Consider the following 20,059-nt stretch of genomic DNA (forward strand, 5'->3'; position numbering starts at 1 on the left):
TGACAGTGGGCTGTTTAGCGGTTATCGGCGCGTAAGCTATGGACGGAGCGGGGTTAAATCTATGTTATTTATGGCAGCTATGGCGGCCAGACGCTCTAACTCGTCATTGAAAACATTTTTTAATCAGCTTATTTCCGCTGGAAAGAAAAAAATGGTGGCATTAACTGCTTTAATGCGGAAAATCATTGTTATTGCTAATGCCAGAGTGAGAGATGCAGGAACGAAGTTAAATGTGTCAAATTAGGCAAATTTAAATCATTGAAAATATGTTCTGAAACATAGTTGATCTCCCGAAAGCGGTATAATGCCAGTGCCAATTCTGCCCCTTCTACACATCTTTCCATTCCCCGATCTACGTCGTCCTGAGCGCGTCTTTTTGCGCGAAGGATCTCCTGAAAGCGGCATAATGCCAGTATTTGGAGATCCTTCGCGCAAAAAGACGCGCTCAGGACGACGTGAATCGGGCTACAACAAAGAGCAGATTGGATTATCTTGATAGGAAAAAAAGCGGAGTGTACATCGAGTACATGAGCATTTTTTTCCTATCAAGATAATTCAAGATGCGCCAAATACGGCTGTTCAAACTCGTTGCGGAGGATGCCGCGTTTCAACTCTTCCGGCAAAGATCCCGCAGTTTGCGCATCCCACATGGACTTATACAAACCATTTTGCTCTAGCAATTCTTCATGACTACCGTCTTCTACTATTACCCCTTTATCAAACACCAGAATTCTATCCATATTGAGCAGGGTCGAAAGCCTGTGAGCTACGACTATAGTCGTTTTATCTTCACAAAGGGGTTTTAGCGATTCCTGAATGTATTCTTCAGTTAACGAATCCAGTTGAGACGTAGCTTCATCGAGAACCAGTATTGAAGTTTGATGCAGAAATGCGCGGGCTATGGCTACCCTTTGTCTTTGGCCGCCTGACAGTTTGGTGCCTTTTTCGCCGACCATAGTATTAAACCCATCGGATAAATTGCTGATGAAATCACTGCAATTCGCCATGGAAGAGGCATCGTATACTTCTTCTTGCGATGATTCTTCTCTGCCGTATTTGATGTTTTCCATCAGGGTACGATGAAAGAGATGTGTATCTTGAGGAATCATACTGATTGCTTTACGCAGGGAATATTGCGTCATTTGGCTAATATCTTGATTATCAATCAGAATTCTGCCACTTTGGGGTTCAAAATAACGTAAAATCAAATTAATAAAGGTTGTTTTGCCACTGCCTGAGTAACCTACCAACCCTACTTTTTGTTTGGCGGGTATGATCAGGTTTTTATTATTAAATAATTTCAAGCCTTCTTTATGGTGGAAGGTGACGTTTTCAAAACGAATTTCCCCGTGAGTTACTTGAAGTTCACTGGCGTTTTCTGAGTCTTTAATTTCTATTGGTCGCGACAAAATAGCCAGCGCCTGTTTGACTATACCTATTTCTATGAACAGATCGGACAGGGAATTACTTAAATTCCACATTTGATTCATGATGGCAAAGGATGAGGTAAAGATGAACACCAGCTCTCCTGTGCTGATTAATTGTTTTTGCCAAAAACTGATTACTGAATAAATCATCACGGCCAGCATGATGGTAACTGGTATATCAACTAATAGGCGAAAGAAGTTAATGAAAAGCACTAACCTCTTATTACTGCGAATTTCCTTATTTTGCGTTTGCCAGATGTACTTTTTTTCGTAGTCGTTTTGGGCGAATAATTTGACGGTATTGATGTTACTTAAAGAATCCACAATTTTGCCATTCAGTTCGCTTTTATCTTCTGAATTAAATTTTGCCAGTTTATTGATTCTTTTTGCTGAATAAAGGCTGATTACCAGTTGCACTACTATCCAGGTAAACAAAATGCAGGCAAACCAGGTATTAATGGTCAGCATAAAGATCAGAGATACGGATATCGCGGCAAAGGTGGTCAGAACGTTCCAGGAAACGATTTTTCGTATTGCTTCTATGGAACGGGGTAAATCACTGATTTTGTTGGCCAGGTTGCCTGCCAATTGGTTTGAAAAGAAATGATGCGAGTGCTGAATTAAATAGCTGTATACGGTCATACGTATATCAGCCTGGAACTTGGGCACTATGTAAGCCTGCCACCAGTTTTGTAAACGCATGACCAAAACGAAAGTAAACCAGGCGCCGCCGCCTAACCATAACGCTGGGGCAATTTCCTGGAATATCGTTTCTTTACCCCCTTCATGATTGGAAATTCCATCGACTATCATTTTTAAGGAATAAGGAATGACGTTACTTTCTAAAATCATTACGGCTGGGGCTATAAAAAAGAGGAAATAAGTCCAGGGACTTTTCTTGATGAAATGCCAGATAAATTGGTGAAGCTTGCTAGGTAACCTTTTTAAGTCAGACATATCACATCCTTGTAAGAAATCTGTGCTTCTGGCTTTAAGATAACAAATATAAAGGGAAAGATATAGTATTTACACTGGATAAAATGGTCTAATATTATACTAAAAGAATGTTCTGGATTATAAAATGCGGAATTCAAACTGGCTCTTTTTACCCATACTCCTTTTTTTGTCTGCATTCGTTCATGCGGGTGACTTAAGTAACCCCTATATGAAACCGATAAAAATTAACATACAAACCTGCATTAATCAGAATATGAAAGACTGCCTGAAATCCATTTGTATGGCTTCACCAGAAGCATGCCAGGCGCAGTGTGCCGCTAATTCATCAGATAAATGTAAATTACTTTCGGGGCAGAATGTTTATAGTGAATAAACACTATGCACCGTTCGTGCTGAGAAGGGGTGGGAACCCCGTCTCAAAGCATACACCAGGACAAAAAACCTGTGCCAGTGCTTCGAGACGGCGCAAAAACACGCGCCTCCTCAGCACGAACGGATTGTGCGTGGGCAAAAAAAAAGATACGGTGTGATTCAGAACCGATGTGAACTCGGACATAAGGGTTTAGTTAGCCCATCCCACCCACCGGCCCGTTCGTGCTGAGGAGGGGTGGGAACCCCGTCTCGAAGCATACACCAGGACAAAAAACCTGTGCCAGTGCTTCGAGACGGCGCAAAAACACGCGCCTCCTCAGCACGAACGGATTGTGCGTGGGCCAAAATATCAAGTTCTCTTGTTAATCCAAGTTCTCTTGTTAATTAAGGAATACATATCCACAACATAGAAACGCAGCAAACCAGGCTGATAATCCAGACTGTAGAACGTAAGGTTGCCAAATCCATAAAATATAAAAAGATGTAAACTATGCGCGCAATGATATAAGCAATTGCCAGATACTGTATGGTCATTGAGAGATTATTAGTGACCATCGCAGTCAAGGCCGCAGGAGAAAAAACCGCCAAGGACTCAAAGCAATTTTGATGAGCACCAGCTGCTCTTGCACCAAATCCCTGCAAGCGGCCCTGTTGTTCGCGCGGATAATGATTGTCGTAACCGCCCGCTTTGTTCATGGCAACGCTAAGAGGAATTTTTACCAGATAAGGTAATAAAACAGCAATAATTAAACAAATGATTAAAGTAGTCATGATCGTCCTGAAAGTTAACTGAATACAAGCGCCAGAGGCTTCGCTATGATAGCTGGATCAAGAACCTTGTTCAATTCATTAATTTTGTCCTAAAATAAAATATCTATTCATCATAATTCTGATGAACAGCCATTGTACCAATCATCAGCTCCGCAAGCGCGGAATTACAGGGGATAAAAAGTGAGTGATATCAGTCGCGGCGACATTCGAGTAAAAGGCTTTACTGATGCGGAAATGGATTTTCAATTAATCCGTCAATTAGGCTCCAGTGCTTATGGTGGTGCGTCTATAGGTGAATGTTTCAATATCGCCAACAAAATGTCTGACAGTAGTCCCCAGGAATGGATAAAGGAATTCGAAAAACTGGCTGAATGGCAGAAAAAAGATGGGCTGGAACGTTTGGTCAAAGGCCATGTCGTCAGCGGCCGCGAACAATTATTCAAAGCATCCAACTCGTTTCGTGCTGCGGAATATTATTCCCCCTGCTCTTCCGAACATCACAGAAAATTAGGGTCCAATGCCGCTGATTGTTTTGCTATCGCTATATCCAATATGGATCTGCACTTCGAAAGCCACTCTATACCTTACAAAGACGTCAACTTGCCAGCTTATTTTATCTCTCCGGAAAATGATGGGGTAAAACGCGATACGATTATGATAGTCAGTGGTTTTGATGGCACACTGGAAGAAGAGTTTCTCATGCGCGGCCTTGCGGCAATAGAGCGTGGTTATAATGTGATCCATTTCGCCGGCCCCGGGCAAATGGATGTATTCAGAAAATACCCGCATACTCATTTTGAACCTGATTTTGAAAACGTAGTAAAAAAGGTCATTAACCATTTTGAATTCCGGCACGAAATTAACATGCATACCCTGGCTTTAATGGGTGTCAGTTTTGGTGGTTATTTTGCAACTCGCGCAGCAAGCCATGAACCGCGAATTAAAAAACTGATTGCCAATTCCCCCATCCTGGATTTACATGCCTACATGTGTTCTTTCGTTAATATGGATCCTGCGAAAATGTCTGATTCAGATGATTTTGGTATTAAAGATTTGGCGCATATTCCTGATGACGTGATCTCTCCTCAATTGAAAGCTCAGACAGAGCAGTTAATTACTCGCTTCGGCCAACCGACGTTTAAAACCACTTTTGAATATTTAAAGAACTTTACGGTAGGAAAGTCTTTAGAGAACTTCAAAGGGTCGTGTCTTGCCCTCGTTGGTAGCGGTGAAGGCGGTGAACCCGGAAAGCAATTTCAGGAATTTTGCAAACAAACCGATGCAGACCATTATAAGTTTACCGACTTTGAAGGCGCTGGCAGTCATTGTCAGGTAGGTAATGTGTCTTTTGCCAATGCCGTTATTTATGACTGGCTGCAAGGTTAAGAGTTCATCTATTCGTAGCCCGGCCTGCTTGCAGCCGGGATGGTGCCACCTCGATCCCGGCTGCAAGCAGACCGGGCTACAAAAACATAAGTAAGGGCCATTCGACCCTGTCCGATCTACGTCGTCCTGAGCGCGTCTTTTTGCGCGAAGGATCTCCTGAAATCGGCATGGTGCCAGTATTGGGAGATCCTTCGCGCAAAAAGACGCGCTCAGGACGACGTAGATCCCCTAATATTTTTTGTTTAAAAATATTCCGCTTAAGCCTCTCTTAAGGTCGTTGTTGTATACTGGCGCCGCCTAACAACTTAAGCGGAGATATCCAATGGCAGTGATTATAAAACCTTTGTTAAACAATAAAAATGTTTATGAATCCACTTTTTATCGTTTGGGAAGTTTGTTTCAACCTATCCAGGAAACAAAAGAGAAAGAATCTGATGTAGTTGCTTTCCTTGCTACTCCTGTTCTTGATTATTTTGTATTGGATGCCCTGTTCGCTATTGATGCCTCAATTGCTATTCTGAATGCTACCGCATCTTTATTGAAAGCTGCCTATTTATGGATCATGAATCAACAAAGCACTGAAGAGTTGATCGATGATGCAACTGAAGCAGAATTAGATGATTTTGTTGACCAGTTAGACCATATTCTCAATGCTTTTGTTGCACAAACATTAAATGTTATTTTATCAACACTCAGTCTGATAACACGTCCTATAGCCAGTCTCGTTGAGGCAGTGTGCCCAGATGAAGATGGTGAATCGTATGATTCTCCTTATGGGCAATCAGGTTACCCATTTACTACATATGCTTAATACCAAGTTGAATTTCATTTTAACCCGAATTAGCCAAAGCGCTCATTCGGGTTTTTCCAAGCCTGCCTTCATTTTTCACAAACATACACATTAGTTACGCATCTTATCTTCTACCGAAGATCCTCTTCTGCTATGATGAATCAATCAGTATTCGGTTTATTGAACTAAGGAATGTGTATCATGGTACCCGATGAGTTAAAGAAAAAATCCAAAGGACACGTAGTCCTGTCATCCCATCCAGCGGGCCACACTGCGTCGCCTGTGAAAATCAAATGGGGTGAAGCTGATCCCAAAGAGCGCGGCCCTGTTATTGCCTCGCTGACCAATACCAAAAACCGTAATGTAATCGGCACGCATTCAGGCTCTTATTCAGTATACCGAGCACTTGCCGTAGCCGCAGGAGTACTTGATCCGGAGCATGTTCCTGACCTTACTGATACTACTCCTCCTGTAGTAATAGGCCCTCACAAGCAATGGAGCGAGCCTGGAAAAATTGTTTCTCTTGATCCCTGGGGGCATTTGGCGGCAACTGTATTCTCTGATGAAATCAAAGCCGGATACGACATTCGCCCGACCATTGCCGTTACCCGTGCGCACATCAATATTCCTGAACTCCACACTGCAATCCAAAAAGGCCGGTTAAAGCCTGATGGTAAAATATTAAGTGAATCAGGTGATGTGGTGGTTACCAAAGCCGCGATAGAACCAGTGTGGTACTTGCCAGGTATTGCTGAGCGCTTTGGCGTTTCAGAACCTTTATTAAGAAGAACTCTGTTTGAACAAACCGCAGGCATGTTCCCTGAATTAATCACCCGCAGTGATTTGGATGTCTTTTTACCCCCCATAGGCGGCTTAACCGCTTACTTTTTTGGCGATGTCACTACCATTCATGATCCCAACATTGAATTAACCTGCCGTATTCATGATGAATGTAATGGTTCTGATGTGTTTGGATCCGATATTTGTACCTGCCGTCCCTATTTGACTCACGGCATTGAATTAAGTATTGAGTCCGCGCAACGAGGTGGTGTAGGCCTTATTGTATACAACCGCAAAGAAGGACGAGCGCTGGGCGAGGTGACCAAATTCCTGGTTTACAATGCGCGTAAAAGACAGCAAGGTGGCGATACCGCAGCAAAATATTTTGAGCGTACTGAATGTGTTGCCGGAGCGCAGGACATGCGTTTTCAGGAATTAATGTCCGACATTTTGCACTGGCTTGGCGTGACCCGAATTCACCGTTTTGTTTCCATGTCCAACATGAAATACGATGCCTTGCAAAAGGCAGGAATAGAAGTAATAGAACGGGTTAAAATTCCTGACGACCTCATTCCCCCTGATGCAAAAGTGGAAATGGATGCCAAACGTGCTGCCGGTTATTACTCACCCGATAGCATTATTGATATTAATGAACTGGCGCAACCCAAAGGACGAAGCCTGCATGAATAGTGAAGAGCAGCAAATAAACAAGGTACTGTCCGTACTGCGTGATCCGGCAACGATACGTAAGCAATCACAGCGTATTCTGGAATTGGCGAAGCAAGATCAATTAGAGCATTTCGCCATCAACCCGGAGCAAATGACGACTACGGCTTCTTATATTATTGATGTCATTACCAGCCAATATCCGCAGTTAGATGTTCCCTACCACAGTCGCTGGCGGCATTTTGAAGTGGGTGGGATAGACCGAATAAAGACAATGACAGCAAGCTCTGCCGCTGAATACGGCAAAATGTTGTATGAACTCGTCATTATCAGTGTTTTTCTGGATGCAGGGGCAGGCTCCTTGTGGCGTTATAAAGAAGAAGCAACCGGAAAGGAATTTTCCCGCTCCGAAGGACTTGCCCTGGCCAGTCTGGCTCTGTATCAGAGTGGGGTTTTGAGTGCGCACGCAAAGCAGCCTTTACGGGTTGATGCAGATGCGCTTATCGCCTTTAAAGAGCAGGATTTATTAAATGCTTTTCAGGTAAGCGCTGATAACCCTCTGGAAGGTGTTTCCGGACGAGTGGCTCTGCTCAATAATCTAGGGAAATTAATCCGTAAAAATCCGCAGTTTTTTGGCTCTGATGCCCGCCTTGGTGATTTTTACAGCTATGTCAGTTCCTTACAAACCAACAACAGTCTGTTGGCTTCCGAATTATTCCAGGCCGTATTGGCAGGATTTAATGACATCTGGCCAGTCCGTTTGTCTTACCACCAGGTTTCATTGGGTGATGTCTGGATACATAAAGCATTAAAATCACAGGAAGAAGGCTCTGAATACATCCCCTTCCATAAATTATCGCAATGGCTGACTTACTCATTGATTGAACCTCTGGAACACGCCGGGATTAAGGTTAAAAGCCTGGACACACTGACCGGTTTGCCTGAATACAGAAATGGTGGTTTACTGATAGACAGTGGATTATTACAGGTAAAAAATAAAAATCTGTTACTTGAGCCTCAGGATCCGGGTTCTGAAGCCATAGTGGAATGGAGGGCTTTGACCGTTGCCCTTCTGGATGAACTGGCGGTGCTTATCAGAAAGCAATTGGGTAAAGATGAGTTCAGCCTGCCTTTAGCAAAAATTTTGCAGGGCGGCACCTGGGAAGCAGGGCGGCGTATTGCCAGAGAAAAACGTCCTCAAGGAACGCCCCCCATACAAATCATCAGTGATGGTACTGTATTTTAACAAGGAATTATCATGACCAAAGAAGTTGTTGTAATTAATCACCCTCTTGTTCAGCATAAATTGACGATTATGCGTAAGAAAGAAACAAGTACGGTTAAATTTCGCGGCCTGATGCACGAAGTCAGTATGCTGCTGGCTTATGAAGTCACTCGTGATCTGGAAATTGAATATCAGGAAATCGAAACCCCCTTGACCACCATGCAATCCCCTGTAATCAAAGGAAAAAAGCTGGTTTTTGTTTCCATTTTACGTGCAGGTAATGGTCTTGTTGATGGCATGTTACAGCTTGTTCCTACCGCCCGCATTGGCCATATCGGCTTATACAGGGATCCCAAAACTCTGGAACCTATAGAATACTATTTTAAACTGCCGGAACACACTCAGGATCGTGACGTGGTTGTGGTTGACCCGATGCTGGCAACTGGAAATTCTGCCATAGCTGCAGTCAGAGAAATTAAAGCCATGCAACCCAAATCAATCAAGTTCCTCTGTTTGCTCGCTTCACCAGAAGGAATAGCTTCTTTTCACGAAGAACACTCTGACGTACCAATTTTTACCGCTGCCGTGGATCAGCAATTGAATGAAAAAGGATATATAGTGCCTGGATTGGGAGATGCAGGGGACAGGCTTTATGGCACCAAATTATCGGATTGATCAGCCCCTGGGTTTGTAGCCTGGTCTGTGTTTGCAGCGGACTCTTCTACAGATCGTTGTATTAGTCCAATCCACGTCGTCCTGAGCGCGTCTTTTTGCGCGAAGGATCTCCTGAAAGCGGCATGGTGCCAATATTTGGAGATCCTTCGCGCAAAAAGACGCGCTCAGGACGACGTGAATCGGGTAAAGATGTGATCAAGAGACAGCTGCTTGCAGCCGGGATGGTGACACTTCGATCCCGGCTGCAAGCAGACCGGGCTACAAAACTGACTCTTCCTCGATCCATGTCGTCCTGAGCGCGTCTTTTTGCGCGAAGGATCTCCTGAACGTGGCATGGTGCCAGTATTTGGAGATCCTTCGCGCAAAAAGACGCGCGAAGAAACGACGTGGAGCGTAATGCGACAAAGATTTCAAAGCTGTATTTAATAACTCTGTAAAGGAGCGAAAATGTCAGATTTGGATTCAAGAGAACGTACTGTTATTAATGCGATTCAACGCAACCACCAGCGCCTGTTACAAAGCAAAATGGTGACTCATTTTGGGGTTTATTTTGAACTGGCAGAGCATCCGGAAAAAATATATTCCTGGATAGAAAAGATCGATGATACTCGTTTGTTAGCAAACGAGTATCTGGATTCACTGGTACAAGTTCAGCCTCCCCCAACTACTGCCCAATTGGAAAGTGAAACCTCGGGGCTTGGTTATTATCTGGAAAAGGCAAAACTTCTTTTTCCTGAAGGATTAAGATCACTCATTTTTAACACAGAACTGCAAGACGAAGGCTTTGGCCTGTTTCATTTAGTGAGCACCGAACTGTTTTCCCTGACTCTGGGCAAATCAATTACCGAAGTCCTTTTTGATTATTTTCAAACTCAATTTAATGGCAATCAGGAAGAGGCGCAAAAACAATTTGCGGCGGTTGTGGAAAATCAAAGTGAATTATCCAATCTTATCAAACAAGAATGCAAACGTATTTCCATAGAGCTGATTAAATTATTTCATTTCAGAGAAATGCTGCTGCTTGGAAAAATGAGCCGTTCAGTTACTGAACCCGAAGTCAGGGAAGAGTTCATTCAGAGGGCAAAGCTTAAAAATCAAAGTGCAGAATCAATCAACATCGCTATAGAAGTGTATTTTGCCCGAGAATTAAGTCACATTTTTAATAGCGGTTTCCAATCATTGTATCAAGTACACGATGTTGAAATTCGCAGCGAGCTTCAATCACCATTTATTAAATGGCTCAATCAATTATCCGAATCTGAGAAAATCCGCTTGGCTTTTACTCAGGAAATTCAATTAAAATTCATGGTCTTATCACGGGATTTTTTACTTGAAAAAATGAATGAGCCCGGATTTCTCGCCAAACACTCTAAAACCTTCTCTCTGATAGCAGCAACCCTTACCGCACCAATTATTGCTATCAGTTTGGTCCTGATGCTCGGAACAGCGTTTATGTGGATTGCCACCTCGGTTGCAGCAGCAAGCTTTGCTCTGGCTGGTATAGCTGCCTATTTTGCGATTAACAAACTGGATGCGATTGCCTATAAACGTAACCTCGCCAATCGCACCCAAATCCAAAATGCAATTACTCTGGTTAATAATGAGTTCCTGCGCTTGAAAAAGGAAATGATAGAACGTAAGGAAACATCTACTGAAACCATTGAAAATACGCGTGATTTTGGACAGATTAACAGGAAGTTTCTGCGTACTGTTGAAGGAGCAAAGGTAGCACGCGGCTCCATATCTGGCTGGTTAAGGGAATATGCCTCCCGTTATCGCCACAGTAAGGCTGTAGTGATTGATCTGGGTGATGAATACAAACAGTTGATGATTCAAAGCAGAAATCAAACTGAGGAACTCATAGACTCTATTAACAATAAAGAAACCCATTTACTCAAAAACTGGATTCTGGGCACGAAAAATTATTTAAACAAAGCAAGTCATCGTGAACTGATTAAAGATTTTGAATTAATTCCCAAGTTTAAAGAACAAGTGTTGGAAATAATCAGCCAGACTCATTACATTCCCCCCACCCTTTTGCATTTTTATTGTTCCCCGATTGCCGCAGGGGGCCTGGGTGGCAATGAATCTGATTTTGCTCATGTAAAACGGCTTATACCCACTAAAGAAAAACAAAATCCTTATCAGTTTTTGTGTGATACCGCACTCAATTTATTTAAACACTATGAACCTTTGTATGCTTCCAAACTTATTTTCTTAGGTGATCCGGAATATCGGCAAATGCTGGGTATTTCCCGAGCAGAATATGGTGAGCCTGTTACCGCGGAAAATATCGACAGCTATCTTAAAAATTCCTACGCCTTTTTACTATCCCTCTGCGGAAAAATCGCTCCCGGTTTAGGGCTTGATCCTCTCCAGCAACCTGCCCGCGTCAGCGATGAATTCATCCTGTATCGGATGTTGTTATTAAAGCAATTGGCTACTCTTGCCAGATCCGAAAACAAAGAGGTCAATTCTGAAGTCAAATTAAAAATCAAACGATTCATACAAAATCGCTTTAATCAGGACATCAAAATCCTGTTTGATAATCTTGCGAATCAAATGTTTTTACTCAATAAGGAAATTCAAACTTCACTGACTTATAAAAACAGCGATCAATTTGTGGTCACCGATGTGGAGCTGGATAATATCATTCAAGCCATTCGCCTTGACGTGGTTTATAATTCATTTTCTTTTAGATTGATGGATGTTTTAACTTATTATATTGATGATTTTTTACGCCGTGAGGGTAAAAGGAAATGTGTCATTTTCGCCTGTAACCGCCTGGAACAGGAGTTAAACCCGCAGGGAACCCGACAGTTTGTCACTCTGGTTACGGATTACTGCACGAATACCAGTGACTTCTTAAACGCCTCGACAAAGAACAGGGCTTTAACAGCCACTAATATTCTTGAGTGTTATCGCTACAACATCAGCCTGCAAGTGTACCGGACACAAATACGCATTATTAAAAATATGAAAGAGTTGTATCAATCAGAGTCTGGCGCAGAACTATCCCGCCAGCTCACCTTATTGTTTGAAGCTTTTAAAACACTAACAGAATTTGCTCAAAAGCATTGTTTTCATTTTAGAAATAACGCTCCTTGCTCGGAACTATTTAGTTTGGTCCAAAGTAAGATAAATCAATCAGGGACACGGTATGAATGGATTAAGCATCTCGATTCAAACGAGGCATTAGTTTATATGATGGATACCCTGGCTGAGCAAGTGCAGTTGCCCTCTGCGGGTTCGCGTTACAAGGGTAAGTTTTTCAATCCGCAATTGATGGTGAACTCGAAGGGAGACAAGGAAAAAGCTTACGCGATTCTGAGCGGAGATATTCCAACGCCATAAAGGATCTAATGCCCTTCCCACTAAGGTGAAAGTGTCAAACCAAAGCTCGAAACTTAAAGTGTGGCAGGGTCTGGCTCCCTCGCCCGCGAAAGGAATTATATTAATAATCATATTTTTATCGCGGGAGAGGGTTTAGACCGATATTGGCCCTCTCCCTAACCCTCTCCCGCGTTCAACTGCAGTTCTATACACGAATTTCTAGCGCGGGCGAGGGGACTGAACCGTGCCACATTTTAAGTTTCAAGCTGTAGCCTATTTTAAATAAACCCCTCTTAACCTAATGGCGGTGTCTCTAACCCTCCCGCATGTAGCCCGGTCTGCTTGCAGCCGGGAACTGACACTCCTTACACAGCCGAAGTTTTAACTCAGTCTCCATTCCCGGCTGCAAGCAGACCGGGCTACAAAACAGCTAGTGCCATTAATTGCTCCTTTATAAATCCTCAAAATCCTTATTCCCCTCAGGATTCACATTAAAATCAACAGGCTCCCCTGCAATTTTTCGTGATTCATTAGCCCACTCGCCCAAATCAATTAATTTGCAGCGGTCGGAACAAAAAGGTCTGTATTGGTTTTCAGGCTGCCAGGTATTGGCCTTACCACAGGTTGGGCAGGTTATTTTCTGTTGGTTATTCATTACTCTCTGTTCCGTTGCTTTTGGGGTAAGCAGTATGCATGACCACCTACCCCATTTCAATACTCTTAAGCTTCGCTAACAGATACTGGTTTAGACTCGGCCGTATCTTTTTCCTGCAATAGTGCCTTAGCCTGTTCATAATTAAAAGAACCCTGCCAGGTGGAAATAATAATGGTCGCTATCGCATTCGCGGTCATATTAATAATAGCGCGCCCTTCGTTCATGAATTTGTCTATACCCAGCACCAAAACCACTCCTGCAGCAGGTATATGGCCAATAGTCGCCAAAGAACTGGCCAAAACAATAAAACCACTGCCAGAAACGCCAGCAGCGCCTTTGGAACTGATAATCATCACGCCTAAAAGGGATAACTCTTGCCATAAAGTGAGTTCCGTATTAGTCGCCTGCGCGATAAACATAGCGGCCATAGTCAGATAAATAGCTGTTCCTGCCAGATTAAACGAATAGCCCAGTGGTAATACTAATCCTACCACCGATTTATCGCAGCCTAATTGTTCCAGTTTCTGCATCAGATTAGGCAAAACAGTTTCCGATGAAGCCGTACCCCAGACTATGACCAATTCATCTTTGATATAACGCAATAAATGCCAGATGTTAATCTTGCAGTAGCATTGCAAAATAGTACCAAGGACAATCAGGATAAATAAAATGGACGTGATGTAATAACAGGCCAATAAGCCCATCAGGTTAAACAAGGGCGCTATGCCAAATTTGCCCACACTAAAAGCCATGGCAGCAAAAGTCGCCACTGGCGCCATGTACATCACACAATGAATGATTTTAAAAAATACCTTGGTGATGGTTTGCATTGCGTCTACTATGGGTTTTCCTGCCGAACCGGTAAGGATTAAACCTACGGCAAACAAAATGGAAATAAAAATAACCTGCAACATTTCCCCATCCACAAAAGCACTGAGAAAAGTGCGGGGAATGATGTTCATCAACAAATCAGTAACATTGGTTATTTTATGGGAAGAACTTAAATAGGAACTGGCCTCTTCTACGTTTAGTGAAGCAGGGCTAATATTCAATCCGACACCAGGTTTAAAATAGTCTGCAGCACCTAAGCCAAGAATAAGAGCAAAAGTTGTAATCACCATGAAAAACAACAACGCCCCTCCAGCAAGCCGTCCAACCTGCTTCATGTCATTCATGGCAGCAATTCCTGAAACCAGGGTCAGGAAGATAATAGGAGCAATAAGCATTTTTATTATTTTGATGAACACATCAGACAGTATTCGAAATTGCACAGCAATATCAGGGAGAACGTAACCTAACCAAATACCGATGAAAACACCAAGAAGAACCTGTACATACAGTTTTTTAAGAAAATTCAATTTTATTCTCCAAGTTGTTTACCATAATACAATCGTGCAAAATCAAATCGTGAAGCTTAAAATCTTTTCTTCATTTACCAAAACCATTATTACATGAATTTTTTTGACTTGGCTAGTAGTGTTTCTTATGAGGGAAAGATGTCAGGAAGCATCGCACCGCCGTCCCGTGGCTTGTCCGCGGGATCCAGGGATTCAGGTCAGAAACACTGTCACTGCCAGTAGAACTGTTCCGCTTCCTGACGGTCGCGGCTCGGTTTCCGCGCGTTCGCAGATACTTCATCGTGCATCGAAAACCGAGCCGCGACCGTCAGGAAGCGGAATTTTTGTTGCGGCACAAAGCATGATTTAATACGTAAATCAATCGTAATACAAAACCAGGCCGTCATCGTCACTTTCGGTATTGTTTCCATCTCGGCCATTACTAATGCCGCATTCGAAATTCAGAACCCATTTTGAGGCATTGTTTTTGGGATCGTATAATTCTATATGTACTTGCGGTATTCGGTTTGGCTCGCCATAAATACTTAAACGCCCAAATAAATTCCAAAACACACCGGGTGATTGTTCGACCAGACTGCTTTGAGAGGTTGTTATCGTATCCACATTATTCAGCCTCAACTTCACATATTGATTAAAATTAAAACGGGTAGAGGCGCCATCTATAGCCTGATTGACCTGCCCAAGCAAGGTTTCGTCCAGGGAATCTTCATCAAGGTCACAGAGATCAAGATGGATGATGGCCTTAACGTCATTACCGTTTTCAAGCGCTTCAACAAGCTGCTGATAATTCTTGATCATTTCTGGCAATGCATAGGCGCTGGACATACTGAAACACAAACCTATTGATGCAATCCATGTTTTCCAATTATTCATATTTAGCCTCCTGTATGGCTGCTAACTCCTGAAACTTCATTTACATCAGAAACATTTATACTAATTGTATAATCTAAAACCACTATTTTCCAGGAAATTTATTTTGGAGATGAAATTAAAGCACACGCCATTAGTGTAGCCCGGTCTGCTTGCAGCCGGGCACTGACGCTCGTTACATCACTTAAGTTCTGACTAAGCGTCTATTCCCGGCTGCAAGCAGACCGGGCTACACAAATTGTCTTGGTTTCCGTGGCAAGTTCAGTGATAATAGGGAACTATATAACCTGTCCTGAGAAAAAATGGATTATTTACAAACCCTGCTTGATACCATTCTTCATATAGATGTTTACTTGAATGCTTTTGTCTCAACTCATGGATTTTGGACTTATCTGGCGTTATTTGCAGTGATCTTCTGCGAAACAGGGTTGATTGTAACGCCTATTCTGCCAGGAGACTCTTTATTGTTTGCGGCCGGAAGCATTGCGGCGCAACCGGGGAACTCATTAAATATTTTCATCCTGTTCGTTTTACTCCTCTGTGCTTCAATCCTTGGGAATCAGGTAAATTTTCTTGTTGGACGAGCCTTGGGCCCTCATATTTTTGCATCCAGGCGTTCCTGGCTGCTTAATAAAAACCATTTAAATGAAACCCATGCTTTTTATGAAAAACATGGGGGAAAAACACTGATTTTTGCGCGATTCCTGCCTGTAATCCGTACCTTTGCTCCCTTTGTCGCAGGGATAGGTACTATGGAAGTGCTGAAATTTACTCTTTATAACGTAGCCAGCGCCTTGTTATGGATCGGCAGCCTTTTAAGCCTGGGTTATTTCCTCGGTTCACTGCCTATAGTGAAAGATAATTTTACTTTGGTCATTTATGGGGTAATTGCACTCTCATTGTTACCGCCCTTGTTAGCGCTGTTGACGAGAAAGGCTGCGGTGGAGAAGAAATAAAGAGCTGCGATCGCGAAGATAATTCAGAGTCATTTCATCCTCCGAACTGCGTCGTCCAGGATGACGCGCCTTAGGTGGTTCGGGGTTCGAAACTCTCCTCCACCACCGAAACTACGTCGTCCTGAGCGCGTCTTTTTGCGCGAAGGATCTCCAATACTGGCACTGTGCCCGCTTCAGGAGATCCTTCGCGCAAAAAGACGCGCTCAGGACGACGTGGATCGGGTAAAGGCAAAGATGTGTAAATCATCCTGCTTTTAAAAAGTAACCGTTCAGGGGGTATGGGCTTATGTGTACTCGAACAGCCAGATTTGAGCTCAGGTTGAGAGAAAAACCCGCGAAATGAGCGGAGCATAGGCGGCTATGTGAGCATCATTTCGCGGGTTTTTCTCTCAAGATGAGCCAAATATGGCTGTTCCTTCAATAGGGCTGAACACTTACTTTAAAAAACTCATAATCCACTGAGCTATTAAAGCGTCATCTTCATGCAGTTCCAAAGATTGAATCCCGCGGGTGAATTGTTCTTCATTTACGGTATCTTCGCGAGTGACCATTAAATCACGGGAATAGGCCTTGGTGAATTCGGGATGTCCCTGGATGGTAAAAAAGTGTTGTCCGATTTGCATCATGTAATTCGGGCAAAAGTCACTGGCAGCCAATACTTCAGCACCCTCTGGCAACTCTACCACCTGATCCTGATGACTCACCAGAATGTTCACTTGATTTTGATAGGGGATCATCCATTCTTTCTGGAGTAACATGTGATTCTGAGACATTCCTACACCCCAGCCTTTAGGCGATTTAATCACTTTGCCACCCAAAGCCTTGGCTATCAATTGATGGCCAAAACAAATGCCAATAACTTTTTTCTGTGCCACATGCAAAGCACGAACAAAGTCTTCAAGCTTTGCTATCCAGGGAAAACCATCATTTACCCCGTGACGGCTTCCGGTAATTAAATAAGCATCTACAGAATGAATGTTAGAGGGTAGTTCTCCATGCTCTGCGTCAAATACAATGAATTCAACCTGAGGATCCGCCGGATGGAGCAGATTGGCAAACATCTCAGGATATTGGCCATGATCGGCGACAAACATCTCACTTACACTATCACATTTTAAAATACCGAGTTTCATAATACCTCTTCTTGTCTCTTACTAAAGATCTACGTCGTGCAGCTAAACGCCAATCGCCTCTTGTAAAATGTCCCTGTATTGAGCTGCTGTAAATGCTATAGGATTTGAGCCAGCAGCCGCATCCTTTGTCGCCATTTGTGCCAAACGATCTATATGCGAGCGATCTATACCCAATTGGGAAAGGGTAGATTCGATATTTAACTCCAGTCTCATCTGCAAAATCCAATCCATAAAACCATCAAAGCCATTAGCAAGGGATAAATAATTTGCCAGGCGAACGATTTTGCTTTCAATAGCCGACCGATTGGCAAGCAATACGTAAGGCATTAACACCGCATTGAGCCGCCCGTGGTGCGCATCATACAGTGCTCCTAAAGGATGCGCCAGAGCATGCATGGCGCCCAGCCCACGCTGAAAGGCAGTAGCGCCCATGGCAGAGGCAACCATCATGTTAGTTCTTGCTTCTAAATCACTGCCGTTTTTATAAGCTTTTAATAAATTGTCCTTAATCAGCCGTATACCCTCCAGGGCAATTCCTTCCGCCATAGGATGATAATACTCTGCACAATAAGCCTCCAGGCAATGGGATAAAGCATCCATTCCGGTTGCTGCAGTCAACGCTGCGGGTAACCCAACCGTTAATTCAGGATCCATTATCACTACGGAAGGCAACATCGCAGGATGGAAGATAATTTTCTTGATCTGTTGCTCAGTATCGGTAATAACTGAAGCACGCCCCACTTCTGAGCCTGTCCCTGCAGTAGTAGGTACAGCCACTACAGGAGCCATCGCGGCCACATTGACCCGTTTCCAGTTGTCACCAACATCTTCAAAATCCCATAAGGAGCGCTCTTGCCCCACCATGAGTGCAATAGCTTTGGCAGCATCCAGACCAGAACCTCCGCCAAAGGCAATGACGCCATCATGATGTCCTGTCTTATATGCCTTAACCCCTTCCATGACGTTGTCGCCGGTAGGATTTGCTTTAATCTGCGAAAAAACACCCATGTTCAAATCTGCGGATTGGCATGATTGCACTACCCTGCCGACCAAGTCAGAAGAGGCTAAGCCTGGATCAGTCACTAACAAGGGGGACTTCATTCCTAATTCTTTGCAGGTATTGGCTAATTCACTAATCCGTCCCGCACCAACGCGAATTCTGGTTGGGTAATTCCAATTAGCATTCATCATGTTCAGAAATTCCTTAAAATTAGGGTCTAAATTTTTGTTTTTATATGAAATGACTTGGGTCTGGTTAAAAATTCATAACCTACAGACGATAAAGTACACCCCCGCCCTGAGTTCTTTACTCCAGTCCAGGCCAAAGCAGGATCCAGATAATCACAGCGATTAATAAAAAAAGTTCCGGTCTGTAATTGCTCACCGATTGCTATCCCTTTGTTTATATCCCTCGTGAACACAGCAGCCGTTAAACCATACTCACTGTCATTCATCAGCCGTATCGCTTCTTCATCATTGCTCACCGGCATGATGCCAACCACCGGACCAAAAGTTTCTTCGGTCATGATGCGCATTTGGTGATTTACCTCGGTTAATACCTGAGGAGCCAAATAGGGTGTCCCCGCAGTGTCCATGGGGAAGTTCTGGCTGTCAATATGAGCGATAGCTCCCTGTTCTACAGCTTCTTTAATCTGGTTCCTGACAAAATCAGCAGCTGATGCGCGGACCATAGGACCTAAAGTCGTTTTCGGATCATCGGGACGTCCCAACTGATACTGTTTCACCAAGGCAACTGCTTTGACAACAAACTCTTCATATACATCCTGATGGACATAAATCCGCTCAATGCCGCAGCAGGATTGACCTGAATTAAAAAAGGCACCATCTATAGCGGTTTCAACAGCATGATCCAAATCAGCATCTGCCCGAATATAAGCCGGATCTTTACCGCCCAATTCCAGTCCTAAATGAATAAAACGCCCTGCTGCTGCCCGTTCCACCATTTCACCACCGGCAACAGAACCAGTAAAGGCAACTGCGTTAATGATGGGTGATTGAATTAATTGCTCTGTATCTTCATGGGTTAAATGCAAAAATTGAAACACTCCTTCAGGCAAACAGGCTTTTTTAAATGCCATGGCAAAGCGCTCCGCGACCAAGGGTGTTTGCGCTGAGTGTTTTAAGATCACGACATTTCCGGCCATTATGGCAGGAATAATAGCATTAACCGCAGTCAGAAATGGATAATTCCAGGGAGCTATGGCAAAAACCACTCCCAATGGTTCACGTTTGATGTAACGGATAAAGCCTTCCTTTTCAGGTAAAGTGACCGGTTGTAAGGCATCCTGGGCAGCGGCAATCATATATCGTGCCCGCTCTTCAAAGCCATTAATTTCTCCCTGGCCATAACGAATGGGACGCCCCATTTGCCAGCAAAGCTCCTGGGCAATCACTTCTTTATCAGCGACCAATGCATCCACTGCAGCAAGACAATATTCCTGACGCTCTTCAAGGGAGGATAATCGCCATAAATGTTGGGCATCCTGAGCTTTGCGCAGAGCATTTTCTATATTCTGTTGATTGGCATAGGCGCGTTCAATATAAAGTGAATTATCAACAGGTGAATAGGTTTTTAAAATTTGTGTCATTTTGGATCCTTAAAAACAGATTAGTTTTCTATCCGATTCGTATACCCAAGATTCCGCTCCTTTGCAGGACGACGTAGATCGGGACACGCTCACACG

Annotated in this window: 16 protein-coding genes and 1 pseudogene; 9 read left to right on the forward strand and 8 right to left on the reverse strand. The window is 43.5% G+C overall.

Annotated elements, in window-relative coordinates; genetic code table 11:
- Window positions 1-244, forward strand: a pseudogene (locus B094_RS0100005) (IS110 family transposase); the annotation flags it as partial.
- 301 nt (window positions 245-545) lie between these two features.
- Here B094_RS0100005 and B094_RS0100010 read toward each other — a convergent pair.
- Window positions 546-2,384 carry an ABC transporter ATP-binding protein gene (locus B094_RS0100010; RefSeq protein ID WP_018575733.1) on the reverse strand — a complete coding sequence of 613 codons (1,839 nt, stop codon included), beginning with the start codon at window positions 2,382-2,384 and terminating at the stop codon, window positions 546-548.
- Between the two features lie 124 nt (window positions 2,385-2,508).
- Here B094_RS0100010 and B094_RS0100015 point away from each other — a divergent pair, with 124 nt between their 5' ends.
- On the forward strand, window positions 2,509-2,757 hold the full coding sequence (locus B094_RS0100015) for a hypothetical protein (RefSeq protein WP_018575734.1): 249 nt from the start codon (window positions 2,509-2,511) through the stop codon (window positions 2,755-2,757).
- A 383-nt stretch (window positions 2,758-3,140) separates the two neighbouring features.
- Here B094_RS0100015 and B094_RS0100020 read toward each other — a convergent pair whose 3' ends face one another.
- On the reverse strand, window positions 3,141-3,527 hold the full coding sequence (locus tag B094_RS0100020; protein WP_018575735.1) for an MAPEG family protein: 387 nt from the start codon (window positions 3,525-3,527) through the stop codon (window positions 3,141-3,143).
- A 180-nt stretch (window positions 3,528-3,707) separates the two neighbouring features.
- Between B094_RS0100020 and B094_RS0100025 the strand changes: the two genes are divergently transcribed.
- The 6 genes from B094_RS0100025 (at window position 3,708) to B094_RS0100050 (ending at window position 12,403) form a co-directional block, all read left to right on the forward strand.
- Window positions 3,708-4,913, forward strand: a complete 1,206-nt coding sequence (locus tag B094_RS0100025) for an alpha/beta hydrolase family protein (protein WP_018575736.1) — start codon at window positions 3,708-3,710, stop codon at window positions 4,911-4,913.
- Window positions 4,914-5,235: 322 nt separating this feature from the next.
- Window positions 5,236-5,724, forward strand: coding sequence for a hypothetical protein (locus B094_RS0100030; RefSeq protein ID WP_018575737.1), 489 nt, complete (start codon window positions 5,236-5,238; stop codon window positions 5,722-5,724).
- A gap of 180 nt (window positions 5,725-5,904) precedes the next feature.
- Window positions 5,905-7,173 carry a GTP cyclohydrolase II gene (locus tag B094_RS0100035; RefSeq protein ID WP_018575738.1) on the forward strand — a complete coding sequence of 423 codons (1,269 nt, stop codon included), beginning with the start codon at window positions 5,905-5,907 and terminating at the stop codon, window positions 7,171-7,173.
- A complete protein-coding gene (locus tag B094_RS0100040; RefSeq protein WP_018575739.1) occupies window positions 7,166-8,395 on the forward strand; it encodes a URC4/urg3 family protein in 1,230 nt (409 codons plus the stop codon). Before B094_RS0100035 ends, B094_RS0100040 begins: the two co-directional genes overlap by 8 nt.
- A gap of 12 nt (window positions 8,396-8,407) precedes the next feature.
- A complete protein-coding gene (upp, locus tag B094_RS0100045; protein ID WP_018575740.1) occupies window positions 8,408-9,049 on the forward strand; it encodes a uracil phosphoribosyltransferase in 642 nt (213 codons plus the stop codon).
- A 447-nt stretch (window positions 9,050-9,496) separates the two neighbouring features.
- The gene (locus tag B094_RS0100050) at window positions 9,497-12,403 is read left to right on the forward strand and encodes a hypothetical protein (protein WP_018575741.1); all 2,907 of its coding nucleotides are present in this window, start codon (window positions 9,497-9,499) and stop codon (window positions 12,401-12,403) included.
- Between the two features lie 430 nt (window positions 12,404-12,833).
- On the opposite strand, the gene yacG is transcribed toward B094_RS0100050, so the two are convergent.
- The 3 genes from yacG to B094_RS0100065 all read right to left on the reverse strand — a co-directional run bounded on the left by yacG (window position 12,834) and on the right by B094_RS0100065 (window position 15,268).
- Entirely contained in the window at window positions 12,834-13,037 is a 204-nt protein-coding gene (yacG, locus tag B094_RS0100055) for a DNA gyrase inhibitor YacG (protein ID WP_018575742.1), read from the reverse strand.
- Window positions 13,038-13,102: 65 nt separating this feature from the next.
- A complete protein-coding gene (gene dctA / locus B094_RS0100060) occupies window positions 13,103-14,395 on the reverse strand; it encodes a C4-dicarboxylate transporter DctA (RefSeq protein WP_018575743.1) in 1,293 nt (430 codons plus the stop codon).
- 357 nt (window positions 14,396-14,752) lie between these two features.
- Window positions 14,753-15,268, reverse strand: a complete 516-nt coding sequence (locus tag B094_RS0100065; protein ID WP_018575744.1) for a hypothetical protein — start codon at window positions 15,266-15,268, stop codon at window positions 14,753-14,755.
- A gap of 299 nt (window positions 15,269-15,567) precedes the next feature.
- Here B094_RS0100065 and B094_RS0100070 point away from each other — a divergent pair, with 299 nt between their 5' ends.
- Window positions 15,568-16,221 carry a DedA family protein gene (locus tag B094_RS0100070; protein ID WP_018575745.1) on the forward strand — a complete coding sequence of 218 codons (654 nt, stop codon included), beginning with the start codon at window positions 15,568-15,570 and terminating at the stop codon, window positions 16,219-16,221.
- Window positions 16,222-16,655: 434 nt separating this feature from the next.
- Here the strand turns inward: B094_RS0100070 and B094_RS0100075 are convergent, their stop codons facing one another.
- Genes B094_RS0100075 through B094_RS0100085 form a run of 3 tightly spaced genes read right to left on the reverse strand, consistent with a single transcriptional unit; the run spans window position 16,656 to window position 19,963 of the window.
- Entirely contained in the window at window positions 16,656-17,354 is a 699-nt protein-coding gene (locus B094_RS0100075) for a GMP synthase (RefSeq protein WP_018575746.1), read from the reverse strand.
- A 42-nt stretch (window positions 17,355-17,396) separates the two neighbouring features.
- A complete protein-coding gene (locus tag B094_RS0100080; protein ID WP_018575747.1) occupies window positions 17,397-18,545 on the reverse strand; it encodes an iron-containing alcohol dehydrogenase in 1,149 nt (382 codons plus the stop codon).
- 26 nt (window positions 18,546-18,571) lie between these two features.
- Entirely contained in the window at window positions 18,572-19,963 is a 1,392-nt protein-coding gene (locus B094_RS0100085) for an aldehyde dehydrogenase family protein (RefSeq protein WP_018575748.1), read from the reverse strand.
- Between the last annotated feature and the right edge of the window lie 96 nt (window positions 19,964-20,059).

This window comes from Legionella shakespearei DSM 23087, from assembly GCF_000373765.1.
GTDB lineage: Bacteria > Pseudomonadota > Gammaproteobacteria > Legionellales > Legionellaceae > Legionella > Legionella shakespearei.